This is a genomic window from Carboxylicivirga caseinilyticus, from assembly GCF_050589785.1.
In the GTDB taxonomy this organism is placed as follows: Bacteria; Bacteroidota; Bacteroidia; order Bacteroidales; family Marinilabiliaceae; genus Carboxylicivirga; species Carboxylicivirga caseinilyticus.
On the sequence record NZ_JBNGOX010000061.1, the window covers coordinates 1 to 26,117 of the forward strand.

Annotated in this window: 21 protein-coding genes, 1 rRNA gene and 1 riboswitch; of the genes, 9 read left to right on the forward strand and 13 right to left on the reverse strand. The window is 35.6% G+C overall.

Annotation, left to right across the window (positions count from 1 at the left end; all coding sequences use genetic code 11):
• Positions 1 to 174: 174 nt before the first annotated feature.
• Together ACRD62_RS21150 and ACRD62_RS21155 are read right to left on the reverse strand one after the other, a co-directional pair.
• Positions 175 to 1,035 carry a sigma-70 family RNA polymerase sigma factor gene (locus ACRD62_RS21150; RefSeq protein ID WP_321410173.1) on the reverse strand — a complete coding sequence of 287 codons (861 nt, stop codon included), beginning with the start codon at positions 1,033 to 1,035 and terminating at the stop codon, positions 175 to 177.
• A gap of 78 nt (positions 1,036 to 1,113) precedes the next feature.
• On the reverse strand, positions 1,114 to 2,592 hold the full coding sequence (locus ACRD62_RS21155) for a Do family serine endopeptidase (protein WP_430822094.1): 1,479 nt from the start codon (positions 2,590 to 2,592) through the stop codon (positions 1,114 to 1,116).
• A 214-nt stretch (positions 2,593 to 2,806) separates the two neighbouring features.
• Between ACRD62_RS21155 and dapF the strand changes: the two genes are divergently transcribed.
• Positions 2,807 to 3,589 carry a diaminopimelate epimerase gene (gene dapF, locus ACRD62_RS21160; protein ID WP_430822095.1) on the forward strand — a complete coding sequence of 261 codons (783 nt, stop codon included), beginning with the start codon at positions 2,807 to 2,809 and terminating at the stop codon, positions 3,587 to 3,589.
• A 67-nt stretch (positions 3,590 to 3,656) separates the two neighbouring features.
• Here dapF and ACRD62_RS21165 read toward each other — a convergent pair whose 3' ends face one another.
• Both ACRD62_RS21165 and ACRD62_RS21170 read right to left on the reverse strand, forming a co-directional pair.
• On the reverse strand, positions 3,657 to 4,658 hold the full coding sequence (locus ACRD62_RS21165; protein ID WP_430822096.1) for an ornithine carbamoyltransferase: 1,002 nt from the start codon (positions 4,656 to 4,658) through the stop codon (positions 3,657 to 3,659).
• Positions 4,659 to 4,691: 33 nt separating this feature from the next.
• Positions 4,692 to 5,678: a carbamate kinase gene (locus tag ACRD62_RS21170; protein WP_430822097.1), complete on the reverse strand. Its 987-nt coding sequence runs from the start codon at positions 5,676 to 5,678 to the stop codon at positions 4,692 to 4,694.
• Positions 5,679 to 5,984: 306 nt separating this feature from the next.
• On the opposite strand from ACRD62_RS21170, the gene ACRD62_RS21175 reads away from it, so the two are divergent.
• From ACRD62_RS21175 to ACRD62_RS21190, 4 genes are all read left to right on the forward strand, one after another.
• Positions 5,985 to 6,668 (forward strand): hypothetical protein, encoded by a 684-nt coding sequence (locus ACRD62_RS21175; RefSeq protein ID WP_430822098.1) that lies wholly within the window; start codon positions 5,985 to 5,987, stop codon positions 6,666 to 6,668.
• 99 nt (positions 6,669 to 6,767) lie between these two features.
• Positions 6,768 to 9,233 carry a DNA translocase FtsK gene (locus tag ACRD62_RS21180; RefSeq protein ID WP_430822099.1) on the forward strand — a complete coding sequence of 822 codons (2,466 nt, stop codon included), beginning with the start codon at positions 6,768 to 6,770 and terminating at the stop codon, positions 9,231 to 9,233.
• Positions 9,234 to 9,275: 42 nt separating this feature from the next.
• Positions 9,276 to 9,920 (forward strand): outer membrane lipoprotein periplasmic chaperone LolA1, encoded by a 645-nt coding sequence (gene lolA1, locus ACRD62_RS21185; protein WP_430822100.1) that lies wholly within the window; start codon positions 9,276 to 9,278, stop codon positions 9,918 to 9,920.
• Positions 9,921 to 10,056: 136 nt separating this feature from the next.
• Positions 10,057 to 11,433 (forward strand): permease, encoded by a 1,377-nt coding sequence (locus tag ACRD62_RS21190; RefSeq protein WP_430822101.1) that lies wholly within the window; start codon positions 10,057 to 10,059, stop codon positions 11,431 to 11,433.
• 101 nt (positions 11,434 to 11,534) lie between these two features.
• Here ACRD62_RS21190 and ACRD62_RS21195 read toward each other — a convergent pair whose 3' ends face one another.
• A complete protein-coding gene (locus tag ACRD62_RS21195; RefSeq protein WP_430822102.1) occupies positions 11,535 to 12,368 on the reverse strand; it encodes an SUMF1/EgtB/PvdO family nonheme iron enzyme in 834 nt (277 codons plus the stop codon).
• Between the two features lie 312 nt (positions 12,369 to 12,680).
• Positions 12,681 to 12,871: riboswitch (cobalamin riboswitch) on the forward strand.
• Positions 12,872 to 12,960: 89 nt separating this feature from the next.
• On the opposite strand from ACRD62_RS21195, the gene cobT reads away from it, so the two are divergent.
• The 4 genes from cobT (at position 12,961) to cobU (ending at position 15,933) form a co-directional block, all read left to right on the forward strand.
• Positions 12,961 to 13,995 (forward strand): nicotinate-nucleotide--dimethylbenzimidazole phosphoribosyltransferase, encoded by a 1,035-nt coding sequence (gene cobT, locus ACRD62_RS21200; RefSeq protein ID WP_430822103.1) that lies wholly within the window; start codon positions 12,961 to 12,963, stop codon positions 13,993 to 13,995.
• A 73-nt stretch (positions 13,996 to 14,068) separates the two neighbouring features.
• Positions 14,069 to 14,851, forward strand: coding sequence for an adenosylcobinamide-GDP ribazoletransferase (locus ACRD62_RS21205; protein ID WP_430822104.1), 783 nt, complete (start codon positions 14,069 to 14,071; stop codon positions 14,849 to 14,851).
• The gene (gene cobC / locus ACRD62_RS21210) at positions 14,851 to 15,423 is read left to right on the forward strand and encodes an alpha-ribazole phosphatase (RefSeq protein ID WP_430822105.1); all 573 of its coding nucleotides are present in this window, start codon (positions 14,851 to 14,853) and stop codon (positions 15,421 to 15,423) included. Before ACRD62_RS21205 ends, cobC begins: the two co-directional genes overlap by 1 nt.
• Positions 15,424 to 15,933 carry a bifunctional adenosylcobinamide kinase/adenosylcobinamide-phosphate guanylyltransferase gene (cobU, locus tag ACRD62_RS21215; protein WP_430822106.1) on the forward strand — a complete coding sequence of 170 codons (510 nt, stop codon included), beginning with the start codon at positions 15,424 to 15,426 and terminating at the stop codon, positions 15,931 to 15,933.
• 130 nt (positions 15,934 to 16,063) lie between these two features.
• Here cobU and ACRD62_RS21220 read toward each other — a convergent pair whose 3' ends face one another.
• The 8 genes from ACRD62_RS21220 to rrf form a co-directional block, all read right to left on the reverse strand.
• A complete protein-coding gene (locus ACRD62_RS21220) occupies positions 16,064 to 17,590 on the reverse strand; it encodes a SusD/RagB family nutrient-binding outer membrane lipoprotein (RefSeq protein WP_430822107.1) in 1,527 nt (508 codons plus the stop codon).
• A 15-nt stretch (positions 17,591 to 17,605) separates the two neighbouring features.
• Positions 17,606 to 20,806, reverse strand: a complete 3,201-nt coding sequence (locus ACRD62_RS21225) for a SusC/RagA family TonB-linked outer membrane protein (RefSeq protein WP_430822108.1) — start codon at positions 20,804 to 20,806, stop codon at positions 17,606 to 17,608.
• A gap of 552 nt (positions 20,807 to 21,358) precedes the next feature.
• On the reverse strand, positions 21,359 to 22,606 hold the full coding sequence (locus tag ACRD62_RS21230; protein WP_430822109.1) for a sodium ion-translocating decarboxylase subunit beta: 1,248 nt from the start codon (positions 22,604 to 22,606) through the stop codon (positions 21,359 to 21,361).
• 64 nt (positions 22,607 to 22,670) lie between these two features.
• Positions 22,671 to 23,096, reverse strand: coding sequence for a biotin/lipoyl-containing protein (locus tag ACRD62_RS21235; protein WP_430822110.1), 426 nt, complete (start codon positions 23,094 to 23,096; stop codon positions 22,671 to 22,673).
• A gap of 32 nt (positions 23,097 to 23,128) precedes the next feature.
• The gene (locus ACRD62_RS21240; protein WP_430822111.1) at positions 23,129 to 23,485 is read right to left on the reverse strand and encodes an OadG family protein; all 357 of its coding nucleotides are present in this window, start codon (positions 23,483 to 23,485) and stop codon (positions 23,129 to 23,131) included.
• An 11-nt stretch (positions 23,486 to 23,496) separates the two neighbouring features.
• Positions 23,497 to 25,056, reverse strand: a complete 1,560-nt coding sequence (locus tag ACRD62_RS21245) for an acyl-CoA carboxylase subunit beta (protein ID WP_430822112.1) — start codon at positions 25,054 to 25,056, stop codon at positions 23,497 to 23,499.
• A 29-nt stretch (positions 25,057 to 25,085) separates the two neighbouring features.
• The gene (gene mce / locus ACRD62_RS21250; RefSeq protein WP_430822113.1) at positions 25,086 to 25,496 is read right to left on the reverse strand and encodes a methylmalonyl-CoA epimerase; all 411 of its coding nucleotides are present in this window, start codon (positions 25,494 to 25,496) and stop codon (positions 25,086 to 25,088) included.
• Between the two features lie 549 nt (positions 25,497 to 26,045).
• A 5S ribosomal RNA gene (rrf, locus tag ACRD62_RS21255) occupies positions 26,046 to 26,117 on the reverse strand; the annotation flags it as partial.

The following is a 26,117-nucleotide window of genomic DNA, read 5'->3' on the forward strand; positions in this document are numbered from 1 at the left end:
AAACGAGGCACCCAAATTAATCAATTCTAAAGACTTAAACTATTGATATACTGCACTTAGAAAAATATCACCCAAAAAAGCGCACAAAACAGGAAATTATTCGATTAGAAGAACTATTAAACAAAAAGCCCTCGAAATAATCGAGGGCTTTGTCTATATTATTATCGAGATTGATTATCCCAAATAAGATTTCAATAGTTTACTTCTTGAAGTATGACGAAGACGACGAATTGCTTTCTCCTTAATCTGACGCACACGTTCTCTTGTCAACCCAAATCGTTCTCCAATCTCTTCCAAAGTCATTTCCTGGCAACCAATACCGAAAAACAACTTAATTATGTCACTTTCGCGCTCGGTCAATGTCGCTAAAGCTCTTTCTATTTCGCGGGCTAATGATTCATTTATTAAAGTCTTATCAGCATTTGGAGAATCACTGTTTACTAATACATCCAGCAAACTATTATCCTCTCCTTCTACAAACGGCGCATCTACAGAAATATGACGACCAGAAACCCTCATTGTATCTGCAACCTTGTCAGCTGGCAATTCTAATTTATCTGCCAATTCTTCAGGTGATGGTTTACGCTCATTCTCCTGTTCGAACTTTGAGTATGCCTTATTAATTTTATTCAAAGAGCCAACTTGGTTCAATGGCAGACGAACAATACGAGATTGCTCAGCCAATGCTTGCAAGATAGACTGACGAATCCACCAAACGGCATATGAAATAAACTTAAAACCACGAGTTTCATCAAACTTTTCAGCAGCTTTAATAAGCCCTAAGTTTCCTTCATTAATTAAGTCAGGTAGGCTTAAACCCTGGTTTTGGTATTGTTTTGCAACAGACACCACAAAACGCAAGTTAGCCCTTGTTAATTTTTCCAAAGCAATTTGATCACCTTTTTTGATGCGCTGAGCTAACTCAACTTCCTCTTCTACAGAGATTAATTCTTCACGACCAATCTCTTGAAGATACTTATCGAGCGAGGCGCTCTCACGGTTTGTTATTGACTTTGTTATTTTTAGTTGTCTCATATCCCTTTCGAAAATTACCGCGCGAAATTACTACAATTTAACCGCTTTTCCAACTATTGACAAGTTTTATTAAAGATTTTATTCATGAATGTTTATAGCATAATAAGCAACTCTTCCATTGGGATAGATTCCCGTAAGAAATAAACCATCACCTACTTCAACCTTTTTAACCACTTCTTTAAAATCTTCAATCGATTCTATAGCAATTTTATTAGCTTTTGTTATTATATATCCTTCTTTAACTCCACTTTTTTGCAAACTTCCATCACTCAGACTTTCCACACGAATTCCATACCGAATGCCCAGTCTGTATTTTTCCTTATCTGTCAACTCTTTAAGTGTTGCACCCAAGGTTAATTCGTCACTATCACTAGTTAAAATTCCGGTTGTTCCACGTATATTACGTAAAGTTACATTAAAAGTTTTCTTTTTGCCACCTCTTAAAACCATAATATTTACAACTTCACCCGGACGATGTCTGCTAACACGTTCCTGTAATTGAGGAACAGAGTTTACTTTATCTCCATCAACACTTAAAATAATGTCAGCCTTTTCTATACCAGCTTCAGCAGCACCACCATTTTCAGTTACACCGCCTACTAAAACACCTTCCATCTTATCCATAGGATCAAGTCCAAATTCGGCAAGACTTTCTTTATTTACATCCAAGATGCTTACCCCCAGTAAAGCACGCTGCACCTCTCCATATTCCATCAAATCAGCTACTACTTTTTTAGCAATTGATACCGGCACAGCAAATGAGTAACCAGTATATGAACCTGTACGAGAAGCAATTGCCGTATTAATGCCGACCAATTCACCGTTTTGATTCACCAGCGCTCCTCCACTATTCCCTGGATTAACGGCAGCATCTGTCTGAATAAAAGACTCTATACCATAATTCTGACGTCCATTAGCTATTATATTAATACTTCTGGCCTTAGCACTAACAATACCTGCAGTGACGGTGGATGTTAAGTTAAATGGGTTACCAACAGCCAAAACCCATTCCCCTACTTTTAAGTCATCTGAATTACCATAAGATAAATATGGCAAACCTTTCGCATCTACTTTTAGAAGAGCAATATCTGAATTAGGGTCAGTCCCAACCAGCTCGGCTGAAAATGTTCTTTTATCATTTAACACCACTTCAATCTGCTCGGCTCCATCAATTACATGATTATTAGTAACAATATAACCATCAGTCGTTAAAATCACTCCTGAACCAGCACCCATAACAGGCTGTGGTTCTCTGTTATAACCACTTCCCGGCCCAAAAAAGTAATCAAACAATGGATTACCCGAACCACTGTAACTTTGTCCTCTGGAAACAGTTTTCACGTGTACAACAGCATGAACTGATTTCTCTGAAGCATATGTAAGATCAGGCAATTGCACATTTGATTGAGGTAAATTCACATTCGCAACAGGAACTGAATGCTCACTTACATATCTGACTTCTGTTTCAGGTTTAACAATGCTTGAATAAATAAGAACAGCAAGAACAGCGCTTACTGTTGCTACAAAAAATGTCAATAAATATTTTTTTGTATTCATAACAGTTAAGATTTAGATCATACAATTATTAAAATTACCAGGTCAAATTATACAAAACATATGCCTTACAGTAATAATAATGTAACCTTAACTTTTTTTTATCCTTTGTTAATGGAATTTAAACATTACAAGGCTACCTTTGTATAAAGGTTAAACGCATCGTTGATGTATTTGTTTTATCGACAAGACAACTTGTCAGGCCAATCTGTAAAATATGATTGAATTTTATAAATACCAGGGAACCGGAAACGATTTTGTAATTATTGACAATCGTGATAATCATTTTGATGGAAGCAATACTGAAGCTGTACGTTTTTTATGCGACAGAAGATTTGGTATTGGTGGCGATGGTCTAATGCTACTTGAGAAACATCCTGAGTTTGATTTTACGATGCGTTATTTTAACAGTGATGGAAATGAAGCATCCATGTGCGGCAATGGAGGAAGATGTATTGCCGCATTTGCTGTGCATTTAGATATTGTACCTTCAAACGAAGTATTTCAGTTTATGGCTGTAGATGGTCTTCATGAAGCCAAATATGACAATGGTATAGTATCATTAAAAATGATTGATGTTAAAAAAGTTGATTTAAAGGATGATTATACTTTCTTAGATACCGGTTCACCACATTTTGTGCAGTTTCATCAATCAGTGGATCAGCTGGATATTTACAAAATGGGATCAGAAGTAAGATATTCAGAAACCTTTAAACCAGGCGGAACCAATGCAAACTTCGCACATTTTATTAATGACAACACTATTAAAGTGAGAACTTATGAGCGAGGTGTTGAAGATGAAACATTAGCCTGTGGTACCGGAGTTGTTGCCTCCGCTATATCAGCACATTTTAAGAAAAATACAATTAGCAACTTCGACATCGAAGTTCTTGGAGGTAAACTAAATGTGCACTTCGATGCCAATGCAGATGGAAGTTTCAGTAATATCTGGTTAGTTGGTCCGGCTACTTTTGTTTTTAAAGGTACTATTGAATTATAAACAACCCTTTCAAAAAAATTTGAAGCGAGCACCTCAATGGAAATGCTCGCTTTTTTTATATGCATTATTAGGATCCTAATGTTGCTACCATAACAGCCTTTATTGTATGCATTCTGTTCTCGGCCTGATCAAAAACAATTGAAGCAGGTGATTCGAATACATCTTCAGTAACTTCCATTCCTTCCAAACCAAACTTCTGAAATATTTCTTCTCCCACTTTAGTTTCGCGATTGTGAAAAGCTGGCAAACAATGTAGAAATTTACATCCTGGATTACCAGTAAACTCCATAGTCTTAGAGTTTATTTGGTATGGTAAAAGTAATTCAATACGTTCTTTCCAAACATCCTCTGGTTCACCCATCGATACCCATACATCAGTGTAAAGAAAATCACAACCTTCCACTCCAGTTTTTACATCATCAGTTATTGTAATAGTAGCACCTGACTTTTCAGCAATTTCCTCACATTGCTTTATTAAAGAAGCATCTGGTTGCAAATTTTTGGGACCAACAATGCGTACATCCATTCCCATAATAGCACCACCAACCAATAAAGAATTTGCCATATTATTTCGAGCATCGCCCAAATAAGCATAGGAAACCTGATTCAGTGGCAAATCAGTATGTTCCATCATAGTTAAAAAGTCGGCCAAAATCTGCGTCGGATGAAACTCATCTGTCAAACCATTCCAGACTGGAACTCCTGCATATTTTGCCAACTCTTCCACAATAGTCTGACCATATCCACGGTATTCAATACCATCATACATTCTACCTAATACACGAGCGGTATCTTTCATCGATTCTTTGTGACCTATCTGCGATCCGGAAGGACCTAAATATGTAACATGTGCACCCTGATCATAGGCTGCCACCTCAAAAGCACACCTGGTTCGGGTAGATGATTTTTCAAAAATCAAAGCTATATTTTTACCGGTTAATCTTGGCTGTTCAATTCCTGCATATTTGGCTGCTTTCAGGTCTTGTGCAAGCTTTAATAAATACTTGATTTCTTGTTGTGTAAAATCAAGTAATTTTAAAAAGTTTCTATTTTTAAGATTGAAGCCCATAGTTTTATATTTTAGATAAAGTTACATTGATAATTATTTCTGATTTTCATATTTCTTTAAATCTGCCTCATCGTAATTTAAAGTAATTTTAGTTCCGTACGATTTATCTTCAAGTTTTGTAGATTCTGTAATTACACTCATTTCTCCACCACCCTCAACAAATTGAAGTGCAGCTTTTATTTTAGGAGCCATATTTCCTTCTCCAAAAGTACCGGCTTCAAGATACTTTCTGGTGTCCTCAACATTAAGAAACTCTAATACTTTTTGATCAGGTTCTCCATAATTAACATAGACAAAGGGTACATCTGTTAATATATAAAAACGATCGGCCTTAATTTGATTGGCAAGCAATGAAGAAGCAACATCCTTATCAATTACTGCTTCTGCCGGGCGTATATCTCCTTTTTCGTCAATATAAACAGGAATACCACCACCTCCAACAGCAATAACAACTGTACCTTGTCGTGCATTTCGCTCAATAACTTCCCAATTAACAATATTTATGGGCTGTGGAGAAGGTACAACTCTTCGGTAACCACTTTTCGATTTTTTTTCCTCTTTGAATACCCAGCCTTTGGTTTCCTGTAGCTTCTGAGCCTCCTCAAAACTTACTTGTTTACCAATACGTTTTGTTGGGTTGGTAAAAGCAATATCATTAGGATCAACTTCTACCGATGTCATTAAAGTCAAGACATTTTTATCAATACCATGCTTTCGTAATACATTTTTCAAAGCCCTTTCAATCATATAACCAATTCCTCCCTGTGAATCAGCTACACAAACATCTAAAGGCATTTGAGGAATATTATATAATTGTTCCCCTGCATCATTACGCATTACAATATTGCCAACCTGAGGCCCGTTTCCATGAGAAATAACTATATCGTATCCTTCTTTCAATAAAAAAATCAGATTCTCGAGAGTTTCTGTAGTGTTTTGCTCCTGTTCCTCAATTGTTCCCAACTGATTATCTCTTAACAGTGCATTGCCACCAAGCGCAATAACAGCTAATTTGCCCATGATTTTTCATTATTAGATTTGTTAAAGGGTATATGCGATATAACGAATTTTAACTCAGTTTTTAAATGACTTTAATCAATCACAATACTATCCTTAAAACAATTTAAATACCCTATAAACGAGCCTTGATAAATACAATTTAAATACGAATTACAGATAATTCACTTACTATTTTTATAAATAGTATAGTCATTTCTAAACTATATTTTTTTATTAACCATCGGAAATTAAAGACTAACAATCGGACTTCTCATATTATAATTACTATTTTTGAAGCCTTGCTTTAGCAATTGGGAAAATGTAAAGATGAAACAAGTATTATCGGTAGTCTTATTTATAGTATTCATTAGTTCTTGTAAAGACTCTTCTAAAAAAGAAGCTGATCAGGGAATAATAACTTATGCCATTACTTATCCAAAAGAAATAATGGGACAAGGATTCTCAGCTTTTCTGCCAGGAGAAATGACAACTACCTTCAAAGACGAAAATTTCAAGATACTTATAAAAGGAGAATTTAACATCTACAATTTAGAGTATATATCCCGATCAAGTGGAGATACCTGTTTTACTTTACTAAAAATTTTAGACAAACGACTTTTTTATCCACAAAAGGACACAGAGGATCTAATATTATTTGAGAACAGTAAAAAAGCAAAAATTACTTTAGTTAAAGATTCAACTAAGATAATTGCAGGTTATAATTGCTTCATGGGAACAGCATCTTTCTATGATAAAAATATACCTGACATGGTATTCTATTATACAAAGGAAATAAATTTCACCTCGCCAAACGCAAATACTCCTTTTGAAGATGTTCCCGGACCAATGCTCGAATTTAGAGTTAACCTTCAGGGTATGGATTTAGCTTTTGAAGCAAAGAATGTTAAGCTAAAAAACATCAAAGACGACGAGTTCATAATTCCTAAAAATTATCGGGAAACGGATCCTGATGAAATAAAAGAAATCGTTTCTTCGTTAATGCAGTTGTAAGCCTTATCATTTTTTTAAAGATTTTTGCCTGAATTCATTTTTTGGCAAGGCTTTTATTATTTTTGTGACAGGCAAGATCCGATACAATTTTTTATTCCTATGGCCAAAAAACAAAAGAAGCAAAAAGTAAAAAAAACACCTCTTTCCGATAAATTTAAATTATGGCTTGAAAACCTTCGCCATTTCAAACTAAGATTTATTGCAGGTATCATAACTATTGGAATCAATTTCTTTTTATTGCTGGCTTTTTTCTCTTACCTGTTTACGGGATTTGCAGATAAAAGCAAATTTGATATTCCACTCTGGGACTTAATTTCAGATGCTGATATTACTGTAGAAAACTGGACAGGTAAATTTGGTGCCTATCTGGCTGATTATTTTATAAATGACGGTATTGGTATTGCTGCATTCTCGTTAATACTAATCCTATTCGTTAGTGGTTTCAGATTATTAGGCGCCAGGATTTTACCATTAAAAAAGACCCTTTATCATTGCTTCTTTATATCTGTTTGGCTATCTATCACTTTAGGTTTTTTCTTTGCCTCTGGTACTGATAGTCAATATTTACTTTTAGGAGGTGCACATGGTTACTTTATCAGTAAGTGGTTGTCTGCTTCTATTGGATCGGTTGGTACATTCATTTTATTGATGGTTAGCCTAATCGTATACCTTTCAGTGACATTTGAAGCATTCTACCGAGCAATGCGAAAACCATTTAATAAAACCATTGAATCTGAAGCTGTTGAAACTATAGTAAGTACAAAAGAAGATATAAAAGAGGTTATTTCATCTAATGAAGAAGAAGAAGAGGAGACTGAATTCGTTACTTCCGTAAAAGAAGAAGAGATCGAGGAGGAAGACGAAATAGTTAAACCAATTGATGAAGTCGAAGCTAATAATATTCAAACCAACTCTGCTAAAGAAAGTATAACAACTATTGAATTAGATACTGAGGTTAATTCTGAATTAAATGGCGATGAATTCGATCTTGACTTAAAGATTGAAAAACACGAAGATGAAGAGATATCTGATTTTTATGATGGAGAACCATTGGGTGATTACGATCCAACTCTGGACCTTTCTTCGTATAAGCTTCCTACCATTGAGCTATTAGATGACCATCGTAGTGACAATGGCGAGGTAACAATGGATGAATTGGAATCGAACAAAAACCGGATTGTTAAAACGCTGGAAGATTATAAGATTCAAATAAAAAACATCAAGGCTACGGTTGGACCTACTGTAACGCTTTATGAAATTGTACCTGCACCGGGAGTTCGTATTTCAAAAATTAAAAATCTTGAAGACGATATTGCTCTTTCTCTGGCTGCTTTGGGTATTCGTATTATTGCTCCAATCCCGGGAAGAGGAACTATTGGTATTGAAGTTCCCAATTCAGAACCTGAAGTGGTATCAATGCGTTCGATCATCAGTGCAAAAAAATTCCAGAATACAAAATATGAGTTGCCAATCGCCTTAGGAAAAACCATCTCTAACGAGACTTTTGTTATCGATTTGGCCAAAGCACCTCACATGCTTGTAGCCGGGGCTACGGGACAAGGAAAATCGGTTGGATTAAATGCGATTATATCTTCTTTGCTTTACAAGAAGCACCCTTCGCAATTAAAGTTTGTAATGGTAGACCCTAAGAAAGTGGAACTTAACATCTATTCTAAAATAGAACGCCATTTCTTAGCAAAACTACCAGATGAAGAGGAATCAATCATCACCGATGTACAAAAAGTGGTTAATACTCTTAACTCTTTAGCCATCGAAATGGATAATCGTTACGAGTTATTAAAGGGAGCTCATGCCCGAAACATTAAAGAATACAATCACAAGTTTGTTAAGCGAAATCTTAATCCAGAAAAAGGTCATCGTTTCTTACCATATATCGTAGTTATTATAGATGAGTTTGCTGATTTAATAATGACAGCAGGTAAAGAAGTAGAATTACCTATTGCTCGTATTGCTCAGCTTGCACGTGCTGTAGGTATTCATATGATTATTGCCACTCAACGTCCATCGACCAATATTATTACAGGTGTTATTAAAGCAAACTTCCCTACCCGGGTTGCCTTTAAAGTTGCCTCGATGATTGACTCAAGGACTATTTTGGATTCTCCGGGAGCCAACCAGTTAATTGGTCGTGGTGATATGCTTATATCTCAGGGAAGTGATTTAGTAAGGGTTCAGTGTGCTTTTGTTGATACACCGGAGGTTGAGCGAATAAACGATTATATTGGCGAACAAAGGGGCTATACTTCTGCTTTCCTTCTTCCTGAATATTCTGGTAGTGATAGTGGAGGAACTGAACCCGGAGATGTTGATCTTTCAAAAAGAGACCAGATGTTTGAAGAAGCAGCCCGTATTGTAGTTGCCAATCAATCAGGATCTACATCTCTTATTCAAAGGCGTTTCTCCATTGGTTACAATCGTGCCGGTAGAATCATTGATCAGCTGGAAGCAGCAGGTATTGTTGGACCATTTGAAGGTAGTAAGGCTCGTCAGGTTTTAATAGCTAATGAACTGGAGTTGGAAAGGCATCTAAGTCAGTTTAATTAATTTTGGAATAATAATTGATAAGAATATAGAAAAACAATTTATATGAAGACATTCTATTCATTTCTACTTTTACTCGCAATAGCAGTTGGAGCTTCTGCTCAGTCCGCAGAAAAAGCAAAGGAAATTCTTGATAAAGTATCAGCCAAAACAAAAGCATATCCTTCCATTATAGCCGATTTCTCATTCAAAATGGAAAATCTGCAGGAAAATATTGAAGAGATATATGATGGCTCCATCATATTAAAAGGTAATAAATACAAAGTATCGTTAATGGATGTTGACACCTATTACGATGGAGAAGTTCTTTACACACATATGGTTGAAGCAGGTGAAGTAAATATTACAACCCCAGATCCAGATGATGAGGAAACACTAAATCCGGCTACTATATTTAATATATATCAGGATGGTTATAAACTTAACTATGTTGGTGATGGTGTTGCTGAAGGACGTGATGTACACGAAATTGACCTGTATCCTACTAATCGTGATAAACCTTATTCAAGAATTAAATTACTGGTATTTAAAGATGATCTGACATTATTTTCATTTCGTCAGATGGGAAAAGATGGCAACAACTATACAGTAATTGTTAAAAAGATGATTACTAACAAACAAGTTGATGATAAGAGTTTTGTCTTTGATTCTGCTGCCAACCCTGATGTTGATGTGATAGATATGAGATAATAATTAATTCAAGCATAAACTCAAATCCTGTCTATCGGCAGGATTTTTTTGTTATTTTTGCCACTTATCCAAAAATCTACATTTATCGATTTATTTAACTGTTTGAACTAAAACAGATAAATTAAGTTTACAGGATATGGAAGCAATATTGACCTATACAATCGACTTTTTCAATTCATTGTTTGACCTGCTTAAGGCAATGTCACCTTACCTTTTATTGGGTTTTTTCTTTGCAGGCATTTTGAAGGTTTGGTTCCCACAAAGCTGGATCGACAGATTCATGGGAAAAAGCAATCTTGGATCCGTTGTAAATACAGCCATTTTAGGCATTCCCCTCCCCTTATGCTCTTGCGGTGTAATACCAACCGGAATATCGTTTTATCGTAATGGCGCATCCAAAGGTTCAAGCGTTAGTTTCTTAATTTCAACCCCTCAAACAGGTGTTGACTCTATTATGGTAACTTATTCATTATTAGGATTACCGTTTGCCATTATACGTGTTATTGTTGCCTTAATTACAGGTGTATTAGGAGGTGTAGCCACCAATACCATCGCAAAAGATGATAAGGTAGACGCTTCTAAATCAGGCGAAAGTTGTGAATCGGATAAGATGGGCACCAAACAAGGCTGGAAAGGTATCTTTCGATATGGTTTTTATGAATTTTTAATGGATATTGCCAAGTGGCTGGTAATAGGCATTCTAATTGCTGCTGTATTAGCCGTACTTATTCCTGATGATTTCTTTGCTAATTACCTGGATAATGAACCATTAAGCATGCTGATCATACTTCTTGCTTCAGTTCCGCTTTATCTTTGTGCTACAGCATCAGTGCCTATTGCAGCAGTTTTAATGCTAAAAGGGTTATCACCAGGTGCAGCTTTGGTTTTATTAATGGCAGGACCCGCAACCAATGCTGCCACAATTACCATCATTCAAAAAGTATTTGGATTAAAAACGCTTATCTCCTACCTCGGTTCAATAATTTTGGGAGCTATGGTTTTCGGTACTTTGATAAATGCCTTTTTACCCCGTGAATGGTTTACTCTAGCCGAACATGCCATGCACGAAGGGCATCGACATGAGCTATTACCAGAATGGTTTCAGTTACTATCAGCCATCACCCTTATTGCCTTAATAGTGAATGGTTATATTCAAAAATATCTCAAAAAACAAAGATTAAAAAAAGCCACAATTCAAACGGAACGACTTTCAAAATCAATCATATTTAATAACAACAATAAACCATCGGCAGGAGCGCCTGTTGTTCCTGTTTTTAACACATCATTTACCATGGCAAAACCTACTGTTAAAACAACTTATATTGTTGAAGGAATGACCTGTAGTCATTGCAAAATGAGCGTAGAAAAAAATCTAGGAAAATTAGATGGCATTGCTTCTGTTGAAGCTGACCCACAAAGTAATCGTGTTATTGTGGAAGCCTCTGAACAAGATAATGCAATTGTTGAATCTACAATTGAATCCCTTGGTTATTCGTATAAAGGATTAGCATAAAACTCGATAATAATATAAAAGCCCTGCAAACTAAACCATCTGTTTGCAGGGTTTCTTTTTTATTGAAATATCATCAAGTAAACAAAACTAGTCAGTCGTGCTTATTCATAAATTGAATCCTTTACAATTCTAAAACCAATATACCCTTCACGAACATTCTTGTCTTTAAAAGTCTTTAAAAGCTTATCGTCACCACTTTTCCAGGAATTACCCATTGCTATATTTTCACCATTCTCATTACTGCTCGAAATCCATTCCGAAACATTCCCATTCATGTTAGGAACTTCCATTTTTTTAACTTTCTGACTTTTCACATTATCAACCTTACTGCTTTTGACAGATGGACCAGGACAATATTGTTGAGCACAATACCACTCAGGCAATGTTGCTAACCGATAGCTCATTTGGGTTGGTTTACCTTTTTTCATCAATTCATTGTTTTCGATAGTTGTTCGCCAAATACAATAATACATTGCACCTTGCCTGGTAACCCCAACTACCGGATAATCGTCATATTTTTTGTCGGTAAAATAGTTTTGGTATAGTGTATACTCTTCACTGTTGATTGGATATTCATTGGCCATTGCAAAAGTATCTATCAGATTCGATAAAACATCTGCCATTTTGCATGAGACAATATACGATTTCAAGTCTTTTCTTAGTTCTTCAAAGGGTTTCGATTTCAAATCCACCCATTCAAGATTTCCATCAGGGTGTGCTTTCAAATAATCAACAAATGTTCTGAATTCTTTATTCGTAATCTCATTACTAATAAAAAAGGAACGCAAACTAACTTTTACTTCTCTGCTATCTGCTGAATTTTCATCCTGAAGAATTATTTCACCAGCTGGAATGAAAGTCATATTTTTTAATTTACTCTGCCCCAATGTCAAACCAGACCAAAAAAGCATTAATAGAATGACTATTTTTTTCATAGTTTTAATAATGTTGTAGTTTAATTATTATGTAATATTCAGAACTCCTAAATCTAACATTTATTGCTTATTTCTCTTTTAAATTAAAATGCTGATATCAAGTCCCGTATTGATTCATTTAAAAACTGAGTTTTGAAACATGAACATAAGCCACGGTAATGTAATAAACAACATTCATCTCATTGCATACCAATCTTACTTGATATGTTCACTGTCTATCCTTGCGGCACTACTTACTATCCTGAGTCTTCAATCGTCTACACAAACATCGACCATTACACATCCTAACCTCACTACGTCCAAATCTTTTTATTACTTTTGCATCACTAAGGTGCGCAAGCATAATAGGGAATCCGGTGCTCAGTAAGATGATATTCCGGAGCTGTCCCCGCAGCTGTAAGTCTCAATGTCAATAACATTATGTCACTGAATTTTAGATTATTCGGGAAGACGTTATTTGATAAGGGATGAGCCAGAATACCTGCCTTAGCATATAAACTTCGGGGTAAAGTAGTCAGATGCGCACGCTTGTGCTATTAATTCTTTCCACTTCCCTCCTGAAGATAATTGTTTAACTTTTAATGCATAAACAATGCAGGAGATTCAAATCAAAGGTATTGATCACACATTAGATCAAGCAATTACTGAAAAAATTAACGGTAAAACAAAACCGTTGGGTTCATTGGGCCAATTAGAAACCATTGGCGCCCAAATTTGTCGCATTCAACAAACTTTACATCCGAAGCTGAACCAACCGGCCATATTAGTTTGCGCGGGTGATCATGGTATAACCCACGAAGGGATTAGTCCTTTTCCGCAGGAAGTAACCTTTCAAATGGTAATGAATTTTCTTGCTGGCGGAGCAGCAATTAATGTATTCAGCCGTCAACATCAGATTAACCTTTTGGTAGCCGACACCGGTGTTAATTACGACTTTGAAGCTAATGATCAATTAATAAACAAAAAAGTAGCTAAAGGAACACGTAATTTTGCCGTTGAACCAGCCATGACATTAGAAGAATGTAGCCTAGCAATGCAAAATGGTGCTGATATTGTTACAGAATTACATCAAACAGGTACCAACATAATTGGTTTCGGTGAGATGGGCATTGGCAATACAACCTCTGCTTCTGCCCTTTTGTGTAAATATGCCAAAGTAAAACCAATTGATGCATGTGGTGCAGGCACCGGATTGGATGACAAAGGCATTCAGCACAAGGCCGATGTAATAACCAAAGCTCTTGATTTACACAAAAGCATAACTGATCCATTAGAAATTTTGGCTTGCTTTGGCGGTTTTGAAACAGCTACCATTTGTGGAGCCATGTTAAAAGCAGCCGAATTGAATATGATTATTATGGTAGATGGATTCATTGTAACATCAGCCTTACTGGCGGCTTACGCAATGCAACCACAAATACTGGACTATTGCATTTTCACGCATCAGAGCAATGAAAAAGGCCATCAATACATGCTTAAACATTTACGTGCAAATGCCCTTTTAAACATAGGCATGCGCCTTGGTGAAGGAACCGGAGCAGCAGTTGCATACCCATTGATTCAATCTGCGGTTGCCTTCATTAATGAGATGAGTAGCTTTGCTGATGCGGGCGTAAGTAACAGATAACACTATAAGCTATTAGCCGATAGCTATTGGCTAATAGCCTATTTCTCTTCTATCTTATAACTTAATAATAGCCATGAAGGAACAATTCAACCTTATATTAACTGCATTCGGTTTTTTTACCCGAATACCGATCCCTTTTAACATTGCATTTTCACAGGATAATCTGAACAAATGTAATCGTTATTTTCCTCTGGTTGGATATTTTGTGGGAGGATTATCAGCTCTTGTATACCTTTCAGCTTCTTACTTTCTGCCCGAGTCATTATCAATTTTGTTATCAATGGCTGCAAGTATCCTTCTGACTGGAGCTTTTCATGAAGATGGATTTGCAGATGTATGCGATGCATTTGGAGGAGGCTGGACGAAAGATAAAATTCTGACTATCATGAAAGATTCCCGTATTGGAGCCTATGGAGCCATTGGAATCATTCTTCTCTTGTTAACAAAATATACAGCAATTAATGACCTTCCTTCAGACATCATTGCCTTGTCGTTAATTACAGCTCATGTAATTAGTCGCTTTATGGCTGTATGGACTATGCATAGTCTTGATTATGTGCGCGAAGATGAAAGTAGTAAATCGAAACCAATAACAAAATCTTTGCAATCTAAAGATCTGTTTATTGCACTTGCCCTAACCATACCTTCTCTTTTTCTTTTAATGGATTTTAAAGTTCTTGTTATTATCCCAATTTTAATAATTAGTAAATTACTATTGGAACGATACTTTAAAAAATGGATAGGAGGATATACAGGTGATTGCCTTGGAACCATTCAACAAACAACCGAACTTTTAATTTACATTTGCCTAGTTGCGTTATTTCAACAATCGAACCATTTTTCATTTTTTAACTGATGCAGGAAATCTATTTAATTCGTCATACCACTCCAAAGGTTGAAAAAGGTATCTGTTATGGTCAACTTGATTTGGATATTACTGATAGTTATGAAGATGAACTTAAGCAAATTAGAAATACAATTCTGCACAAGCAATTTGACGATGTTTACTCAAGTCCGTTAATACGTTGTAGAAAGTTAGCCAACGATTTGTTTGAAAATGTATATATCCAGATTGATAATCGAATAATGGAACTCAATTTTGGCGACTGGGAAGGAAAACCTTGGAAAGAAATCGAAAGATTGAGCATTGATAAGTGGTCAAACGATTTCATTAATCAGAGTCCACCAAATGGTGAAAAGTTTTCAGAGTTAATCAGTCGGATAAATGAATTCTTCTCTATACTGAAAGAAAAAGTTCACAACAAAATTGCTATTGTTACACACTCAGGAGTAATAAGGGTTGTATTGATGAAATACTTATCCATTCCACCCGAAAATATTTTCAATCTAAATCTGAACTATGGCTGTGTTATTAAACTCACAATACACGATGGAGGCTATCATCAGGTTGAATTTTTAAAGGGATAGATGACAAAAATAATACTTATAACAGGTGGACAACGCTCAGGTAAAAGTCGATTTGCCCAGGAGTTGGCATTAAAACTAAGTGCAAATCCTGTTTACCTGGCAACATCGCGTATTTGGGATGATGAACATCGTCAACGCATAGTTCGTCACCAAAATGATCGTGGTCCTGAATGGACAAACATTGAAGAAGAAAAGCATTTATCAAAACACAGCCTGGAAGACAAAATTGTTTTGATTGATTGTGTAACTCTATGGCTAACCAATTTCTTTTTTGATAATAAGAGCGACATTGACCAATCACTACTTGAAGCAAAGGAAGAATTCAATAATCTTATACAACAGGATACGACCTTTATCTTCGTTACCAACGAAATTGGTCTTGGTGGCATGCCTGAAAATGACTTACAACGAAAATTTACTGATCTACAAGGCTGGATGAATCAGTACATCGCTCAAAAAGCAGACGAAGTATTTTTAATGGTTTCCGGAATACAGTTAAAAATAAAGTAACTTTTCTCCTCTTCTGTTTTTACTTTAACACATATAAAAACAGAAGGGACGCTTCACAACGTCCCTTCCTCACACAACTAAACCTTTAATCTACGTCCCACCACAGCTTAAAAGTTTAATATTTTCAAAATTATGGTTGAAACCATAATTTTGTATCCATTTCATCTCCACCAATTGCATCACCAGCACTCTTATAATTTAAAGAATTGATATTAGCTTCAACTAATGGATAGTTAGCTCTTGTGGGTAAATCTGTTAGACCTGAAACTAAAGTGGTGAAAGTATAAGTAAAGGTTGTTGTTGTTCCATCACCTAATGGTACAATTACACTATACTCATTTCCTGGTTTAGAAAAAGTTGTTGGATAACCAGTTCTTTTATATTCCGCCCAAGCCTCCTGAGGTTGCATATACAAAGCAATATACTTCTGTGTTAATACCGTTTCTTCACTAGCTGCAGGAAGTGTTGCAATATAAGCTTCTATATCAGCTGCAGGAACACCCCATTTTTCCATTGAAGCTTCAACACCTGCCTCATACCAATCTTGATCCCAACCATTCACTTCAGACAATAAGAAACATACTTCAGAATATTCCATATAGTATTCAGTATATTTTGAGTCTAAAATCGCTTCTCCAGGCAATGATTCCCATTTAAAATCACTTACAACATCTCTTGCCGCACCCACAGGAATACCAACATATTCACCTGAAGCATTAGGATCAACATAAATGCCTAAACGAGGATCTTCTCCAAAAGGACCTCTATCTCCTTTTAATAATTCAACAAATGTATTTGATGGTGCAAAATCTAATCTATTACTAATATAAAAAGCAGAATACATAGGAGCAGAATTTGCATCATTATCAGCTGTATATGTAACACCTGCACTATCATCATTGCCTTCCATAACTCCAGCAGAAATTGCTGCATTTATATGCTGAGTTGCTAATGAATTATTAGCCGCTTTAATACGATTTGCAATTCTTAACCTTAAAGAATTTGCAAATTTCTTCCATTGAACAGCATCTCCATCAAAAAAGCTATCACCTTCAATCATTGTTGCTGACGTATTAATCATGGCCTGAGCTTCATCTAACTCTTTTAATATATCTGCATAAATTTTTGATTGAGAAGCGTATACAGGTGCCATAACTGCATTGTCTCTTAACGATAAGCCTTGAAAATCAGCATCATCACTGCCATATGAATAATATGGAATATCTCCCCACTGATTAGCAGCTAATTGAAAAATATAAGCTAACATAATTCTTGCTGCAGCTATTTGATTTTCATTAGGACCATATGCCTCCATATCACCTTTGGTGGCTTCATCTGTATTTAATTCAATAATACTTTTTAGATCCATAGCATGACCATAAAGATCATTCCATGCAGCTTCATTAACCGTTTCTCTGTATTGATATCTATCCTCTTCAGTATAATTTATCTGTCCCCAATACTGGACCCAAAGCAAGGTTTGACGACCCGATAACCATGCATCACGAGTATCATCCATAAGTCTTTTTTGAACACTATTCATGATGCCCGAAGTTGGCACAATTGCAGCAGCATTAGGACTACTGTAGTACTCAACACCACAAGCAGTTAACGCAGCGGCAAACACCACAACCGTAATATATTTATATATTCTCATGATAATCAAATTAAATTAAAATGTTAAATTCAAGTTAAGTCCAAATGTGCGTGTAGCAGGCATAATACCACCTTCTAATCCTTGAACATTACCTGATCCACCAACAGTCGATTCTGGATCAATTCCTTTGTTACCCAAGCCCCAAACTGCAAGATTACGGCCGTAAACTGAAACTCTTGCATTACGAATAAAAGAAGTAATATGTGGCAAGGTATATCCTAATGTAATCTCTCTTAATTTCACATAAGAAGCATCAAAAATACTAGTCGCACTTGGTGTTCCATTTCCATGGTAATGATATTCACCGTAATCTACAGCCGATATATTAATATCATTCGCACGTGAAGAAGTTACATTACCATCATTATCATAGGCAGTTGCAATAACACCATCAAGAACAATTCCATCTTCACGGATAGTATTACCATTTGAAGTAGCCATAGCTGTCTTTTCATCCATACCAGAGTACATTGCCCACATATGTGTTAAAGAATAATAATTACCACCTTTTTGGATATCAATCAAAGCAGAGAAATCAAAGTTCTTATACGAAAAAGCATTTCTAATACCCATATTATAATCTGGTAAAGCAGACCCAATTGGCACTAACTCACCATTTGTAGCATAAAATCCGGTACTTTCATCAATAACTTTACTTCCATTCTGATCATACACAAAATCATATCCCCAAAGCATTTGATATGGATCTCCAACAGATGCATTCACGTAAGCACCTCCAAATGGAGCACGAGCAATTTGTATTTTATCAAGTCCGTCTGGAAGATCAAGAACTTTTGATTTGTTTTTGGCATAAGTAAGGCTTATATCCCAACGGAAACCATTTATATTAACAGGAGTACCTGTTAATACCATTTCAATACCAGAGTTCTCGATTTTACCTGCATTTATATATTGGCTTTGAAAACCAGTTGAAGCACTAACGTCTACTGGCACAATCTGATCCTCTGTAGCTCTATTATAGTAACTTAAATCAATCCCAAGTCTATTGTTTAGTACAGATGCTTCAATACCAAATTCATATTCTGAAGTACTTTCTGAACGTAACATTGGATTATTTAATGTTGTAGGCAAAGAAAAACTAGGAGAACCATTAAAAGGAGTACCAACTGCATATAATGTTTCCACATTATATGGATTTGTACCATTACCAACTTTTGCATAGTTAGCTCTTAATTTTGCCATGTTTAACCAAGACAAATCTAATGATTCAGATAAAATATAACTCAAAGACACTGAAGGATAAGTATATACATTATCTTCTGTTGGAAGAGATGTATCAAAGTCTTGACGAATAGATGCATCTAAATACACCATATCATTCCAACCAAAGCTTACATATCCAAACCAACTATTAATTAACTGTTTCTCTAAATAATCAGTTACTGTTGGAGCATTTACTGAGTTATTCAAATCATAAAGCCCTGGAACAACCAAACCTCCATCAGTCGAGCCAATCATAGAAGTATAATGTTGTTTTCTTTGATTTGCACCTAAAGAAGCCAAAATACTTAAATTATTAACTTTCTTGTTAAAGTTTAATTTACCTTCAAGGTTCAGCTCAGTTCTTTGTCTAGTAGCAATATTATAATATGATTGTGACTGAGAACCAATTGCAACACGATCCCTTGTGTTAAAAGTATAAGTATCCAAATATAAATTACCTTCAGCAGTTAGATAATCTGTCAAATTAAATTTTATACCTGTTGTTCCATATACACGTTCACGATCATCATCTGCATAATTTTCATAAACTGTCCAATATGGGTTATCAGAATAAACTGGAGTTCCATCGAAAACTGAATTTCTATTCCAAGTACGCTGAGTACCATCTGGATTTTTATAGTTTGACATCTTACTCATATCCAATTGAGTCTGTCCCCATTGGAAAAACTTCTGAAATACTGATTTATCACCATATCCAAATTGCGGACGACCTTTTGTATAAGTATATACGTAGTTAACATTGGCTTTAACTTCTGCAAAACCATTCCAAAGCTTTGTACTACCATTCAAATTAAAAGAATGTTTATCTTGACTTGAATTTGGAACCGTACCTGTCATATTAACATTAGTATAGCCTAAACGAACTGTAGAATTTTCTTCATTAGCAACAATAGAAACAGAATTCGTATAAGTAACACCTGTATCAAAGAAAGTCTCATAATTATTCTCAGGATATACCCAAGCTCCTGTTTCAGGTGATGATGTGATACCTTTTTCATAATCGGCGGCGCCCCACCAATGGATCACTTGACGATTAGGATCATATTTTGGACCCCAGCTTTCATCCATACCATAGTATACTACTTCATAATCTGTTCCATTGATTGTTTCCGTATCAAAGTCGCCATAACCACCTCCATATGACTTTTGTTGAAGAGGTAACACATTGACTTGTTCAAAAGAAACCCCTGAATTAACTTCCACAGAGAATGACTTTTTGCCAGCCTTACCTGTTTTAGTTGTAATCATGATAACACCATTCTGACCACGGCTACCATATAAAGCAGTTGCAGCACTACCCTTTAAAACGTTTATAGAAGCAATATCATTAGGATTCAAGTCATTACTCATAGATCCATAATCAATACCTCCACCTCCAATTTGAGTATTATAATCATTATAATTCGATGCATCTAAAGGAACACCATCTACCACATATAATGGTTGGTTATTTCCTGTTAACGAACTTGCTCCACGAATTAACACATTCTGTGACCCAGCAAAGTTAGATCCAGAAATTTGCACACCAGCTACTTTTCCTGCAAGAGCTGAAACAGCATTTGAATTATTTGCTGCTGTTAATTGTTCGGCATTCACACTTTGAGAAGCATATCCAAGTGACTTCTTCTCTCTTGACACACCCAATGCAGTTACTACAACTTCATCCACTCCAATAGCTTCAGAAACCATAACAACATCAATTTTTGAACGACCTTCGATTAAAAGGTCTTGTGTCTTCATTCCCACAAATGAAAACAGAAGATTAGTCGCATCTTCAGGAACACTTAATGAATAAGTTCCGTCAACACGAGTAATAGTACCAATAGTTGTTCCTCTTACAACAACCGAAACTCCAGGTATAGGTTCACTGTCTGTATCAGTGACTGTACCTGTGATAGTTGTAGTCTGAGCAAACATTGCGTTCAGTCCTGCAAATAATAGCAAGGACATGATTAATGCTAATCTGCGCATAAAACAAAAGGTTTAAGTTAATAATAGTGATAAAGAAAATATTATACTAAATGATACAGAATCACAATATGATTGCAACTCCATATAATTAAAATAATTACTTTATGAAACAATTAACTATATGGTCATATAGTTAAACTTGGCAAAAACTGACTAGTTTTTGTGAGTAGTTTTGGCGATTTCTTTCTTTCATTGATTAAAGGTTTAAATTAATAATGGCGATAAAGGTGTCTGTCTAGTTGTTTAAATAAATTAATAATATCTAATTCTTCTTTGGCGTTTGATGATACAAAAATAGTAAAATCACAATTTATTGCAAATTTTTATTTAAAAACATCAATTTATAAGATTACTCTTGATTTTAACAACAAAAACTTTTTTACTATCATTCAAGTAGATACAAATTTAAAAATTTAGATATATAATACAAAATTTTTATGAATATTTGTTAACTTTTGTTAATTATATCTTATGATTTAATTTATAGCTAAATAAAAAAGCAGTTCAAATACTGAACTGCTTCTTCTATCTTATAAAATTCGGTTAACGTTCCTATGACAGAAATGCAAGTAAAATACCAGCTGCAACTGCGGAACCAATAACTCCCGAAACATTGGGGGCCATAGCATGCATCAGCAAGTGGTTAGTTGGATCATTCTTTAAACCTTCCATTTGTGCAACCCTGGCTGAATCAGGGACAGCAGAAACACCTGCTGCACCAATTAGTGGATTAATCTTTTTATCACCTTTTAAAAACAAATTCATTATACGAGCAAATAGCAATCCCCCGGCTGTAGCAACCATAAATGATATGGCACCTAAACCAAATATTTTTAGTGAATCTGTAGTTAAAAAATAATCAGCCTGTGTTGATGCTCCAACCGTTACTCCTAATAATATTGTTATAATATTGATTAAAGCATTTCTGGCCGTATCAGCAAGTCTTTCTGTTACTCCTGATTCTTTTAATAAATTACCAAAAAACAACATACCTAATAAAGGAAGAGCTGAAGGTGAAATAAAAGTTGTTAGTAACAAGCCAATAATTGGAAATAAGACTTTTTCAGTTTTTGAAACGGCACGTGGCGGTTTCATTTTAATCAAACGCTCATGTTTTGGTACTATTAACCTCATAATCGGAGGTTGAATAACTGGAACCAAAGCCATATACGAATATGCAGCGATAGCAATTGCTCCCATCAGATGAGGAGCTAATTTGGATGACAAGAAAATAGCCGTTGGGCCATCTGCACCCCCGATTATACCAATAGCACCAGCTTCTTCAGGCCCAAATCCAAGAGCTGAAGCTCCTAAAAATGTTGCAAAAATTCCGATCTGAGCAGCTGCACCTAAGATCATTAATTTTGGATTGGATATGAGTGAAGAGAAATCTGTCATTGCACCAATCCCAAGAAAAATAAGTGGTGGATAAACCCCTTTCTCAACTCCAAAATACAAATAATTCAGAACTGATCCGGATTCATATAATCCAATATTATTGCCTGCCAAAAATGGGATATTACCGATTATAACACCCGTTCCGATAGGCACTAATAACAAGGGTTCATAGTCAAACTTAATGGCAAGAAAAATAAAGAACAACCCGACAGCAATCATTATAATATTAGTATAATGCACATTTGCAAATCCGGTAAAACTCCATAATTTTTCAAGACCACCTATTGCCTGTTCAGCAAAACCGCCTTCTGTTCCAGATGCAAGGGCCTCAAATCCTCCTCCAACTAACTGTAAACAAAAGAGCAGGGCAAATATTCCTATAAGTGTTACAAGTCTTTTCATATATATTTTTTCATTTTATTTTAATTGTTTTTCCTTACTGTATCATAAAGAATGGGAATCACATTTATTCCATCTCAATTAAAACATCGTTTTGTAACACTGCATCTCCAACAGAAACCTTAACATTAGCAACTGTTCCTTCTTTTTCGGCCAATACATTATTCTCCATCTTCATAGCCTCCATAATTAAAAGAACATCGCCTTTCTTAACTACATCTCCAGGAGCTACTAAGACTTTAAAAATATTACCAGGTAGTGGTGCAAGTATTTTAGAAGCTCCACCTCCCGGCTTTTTAGTAATAAAACCTTCTCCAGGTTTACGTTGAACTTCTTTACGCACCAAACGCGGCGTTTTGGCTTTTTTTACTTCCTGATGAATCTCAACTTCGTATTGGGTTCCATTCACTTCAATTGTGGCCAGATTATCTTCCAGATCTTTAACTCTAACCTGATATTTATTACCTCTAATGGTAAATTCAAATTTCTTCATAACTACATTTTTATTTCCGATATAAGCAATACTTATCTTGGGAAATTAACATTATTAAAACCATACACTTTAGAACTCCATGGAGAATAGCGTCTTTTAACCTCTTTAATGGTAATAACATTACTTTCTTCATCATGCATTTCACTAAAATACAGATGAAGTGCCATTGCTATAGCAGCATTCGTTTCACCGGTTAAAACCACAGCTTTATTTTCTTGTTCTCCAGCATCTGAACCTTTCTTTTTACGGACATCCCTTTTACTACCCAAATTCAATATTTTAGGAACTGTAAGAAATACTCCGATAAGAAAAACTAATGCAACAAATACGATAAACCATCCTAATACAGTAATAGTCCACGTCATTGAATCGACAAAATATAAACTCATATGCCTGCTGATTAAAGTGGAATGTTAGAATGTTTCTTTGGAGGATTGGTTACCTTCTTTGTTTGTAAGTTCTGAAATGCACGAATCACTCTGAAACGTGTATTACGTGGTTCAATAACATCATCAATGTAGCCATATGCAGCAGCCTGATATGGATTAGCAAATGTCTCCTCATATTCATCTACTTTTTTCTGAACATAAGCAGCCTTTTCTTCTTCTGTTTCCAGTTTGGCAACAGCTCTACCCTCTAATACCTCAATGGCTCCTTTAGCACCCATTACAGCAATCTCAGCCATTGGCCAGGCATAGTTAAAATCGCCTCGTAATTGCTTACATGACATAACATCGTGGGCACCTCCATATGATTTACGAAGAGTAACGGTAACTTTTGGCACAGTAGCTTCGCCATAAGCAAACATTAGTTTAGCTCCATGTGTAATAATACCGGCATATTCCTGACCTGAACCAGGCAGGAACCCGGGAACATCAACCAATGTTAATATAGGAATATTAAAAGCATCACACATGCGAACAAAACGAGCTGCCTTGCGTGATGCATCGCAATCTAACACACCTGCCAGAAAATTGGGCTGATTGGCAACCACCCCAACAGACTGACCATCTAATCGACAGAAACCGGTAATGATATTTTTGGCATAATTACGATGCACTTCCAAAAACTCACCGTCATCTGCGATTGAGAAGATCACCTCCTTCATATTATATGGTAAGTTTGGATTATCAGGAACAATTGTATTTAACTGATCATCCAAACGATCAATCGGATCATTACATTCGATCACCGGAGGCTCTTCCATATTATTTTGAGGAAGATATGATATTAACTTTCTTATCAAAAGAATACCTTCTTCCTCATTTTCCACCTTAAAGTGAGATACTCCTGATTTTGAAGCATGAACATCAGCACCTCCCAAGTCCGCAACAGTTATATCCTCGCCGGTTACTGTTTTAACAACTTTTGGGCCTGTAACGAACATGTATGAAGTATCTTCTGTCATCATGATAAAGTCAGTTAATGCCGGAGAATAAACAGCTCCACCAGCACAGGGGCCGAAAATGGCTGAAATCTGTGGTATTACACCAGAAGCCAGAATATTACGTTCAAATATTTCAGCATATCCTGCCAATGAAGTAACTCCTTCCTGTATGCGAGCACCTCCTGAATCGTTAATACCAATTACAGGTGCCCCAACTTTCATAGCCATATCCATGATTTTACAAATTTTCAAAGCCATTGTCTCAGACAATGATCCTCCAAACACTGTAAAATCCTGTGCATATACATAGACAACACGCCCATCAATGGTACCATGCCCGGTAACGACACCATCGCCCAAAAATTTATTTTGATCCATTGAAAAATTTGTACAGCGATGAGTTACAAACATATCAAGTTCTTCAAAAGAACCCTCATCCAGTAACATTTCAATACGTTCACGGGCAGTCATCTTGCCCTGAGCATGTTGTTTGTCGATCCGTTTCTCTCCTCCGCCCAGTTTAGCTTCACTGCGCAGGTCGATTAACTTTTTTACTTTATCTTGAGTTGACATATTAAAAGGTAAATTAAAGTGGTGGTGGATTATTTATTAGGGTCTTCGCAAAGTTCGGTTAAAACACCGAAAGTTGACTTTGGATGTAAGAATCCAATATTCAAACCTTCAGCACCTTTACGAGGTGTTTTGTCAATTACCTTTATTCCTCTTTCTTCAGCCAAAGTAAGCTTTTCTGCAAGGTTTTCTACGGCAAAAGCCATATGATGTATACCTTCTCCTTTTTTCTCCAAGAATTTTCCGATTGGTCCTTCTGGATCAGTTGATTCCAACAATTCAATTTTTGTTTGACCAACCATAAAAAAGGCAGTTTTTACTTTTTGATCTGCTACTTCCTCAACAGCATAACACTCTAAGCCTAAAACTTTTTCATAAAAAGGAATAGCTTCTTCCAAACTCTTCACAGCAATACCAATGTGCTCAATATGCGTAGGTTTCATGTTTAATAATTTATTGTTTAATAAATAAATGAAAAGCAAAAGTAGAAAGTTATCCCACTTTTTCCTCATTTTTTCTATTAAAAAAACATTGTTTTACAACAGCTTCTTAATGAATTTTAACCTTAGTTATCAGGACATTAACCAAACTGTTAATTTTTACATATATGCTAACTAACTGTATTTATAGAAGTTAAAATACAGTATCATTTAGGGAGTATATTTATGTATATACTTATATATATTGTATAAATAAGAATAAAATAATTAGATTATTAATTAATTATTTTACAATATGACATCATTTACTTAGAATAACTTACATTTTTAATATCAATATGACAATTATCACAGTAGAAAATGACAAAAGAATATATTTCTAAGAAGACAATTCAGAGGTGTGGTTGATGTGAAGTTTTTCTTGTATCGTCTATGTAAAATTTATGCCTAGACCCAGAATTTGTATCTGATCCAAAATGATTCCGATAAACTTCATAAACTATTAAACGCAAAAAACCCGTTGCTCTTGTTGAACAACGGGTTTCTTCCAAAAAAGGGCGGCGACCTACTCTCCCACTTCTACGCAGTACCATCGGCGCTGCAGGGCTTAACTTCTCTGTTCGG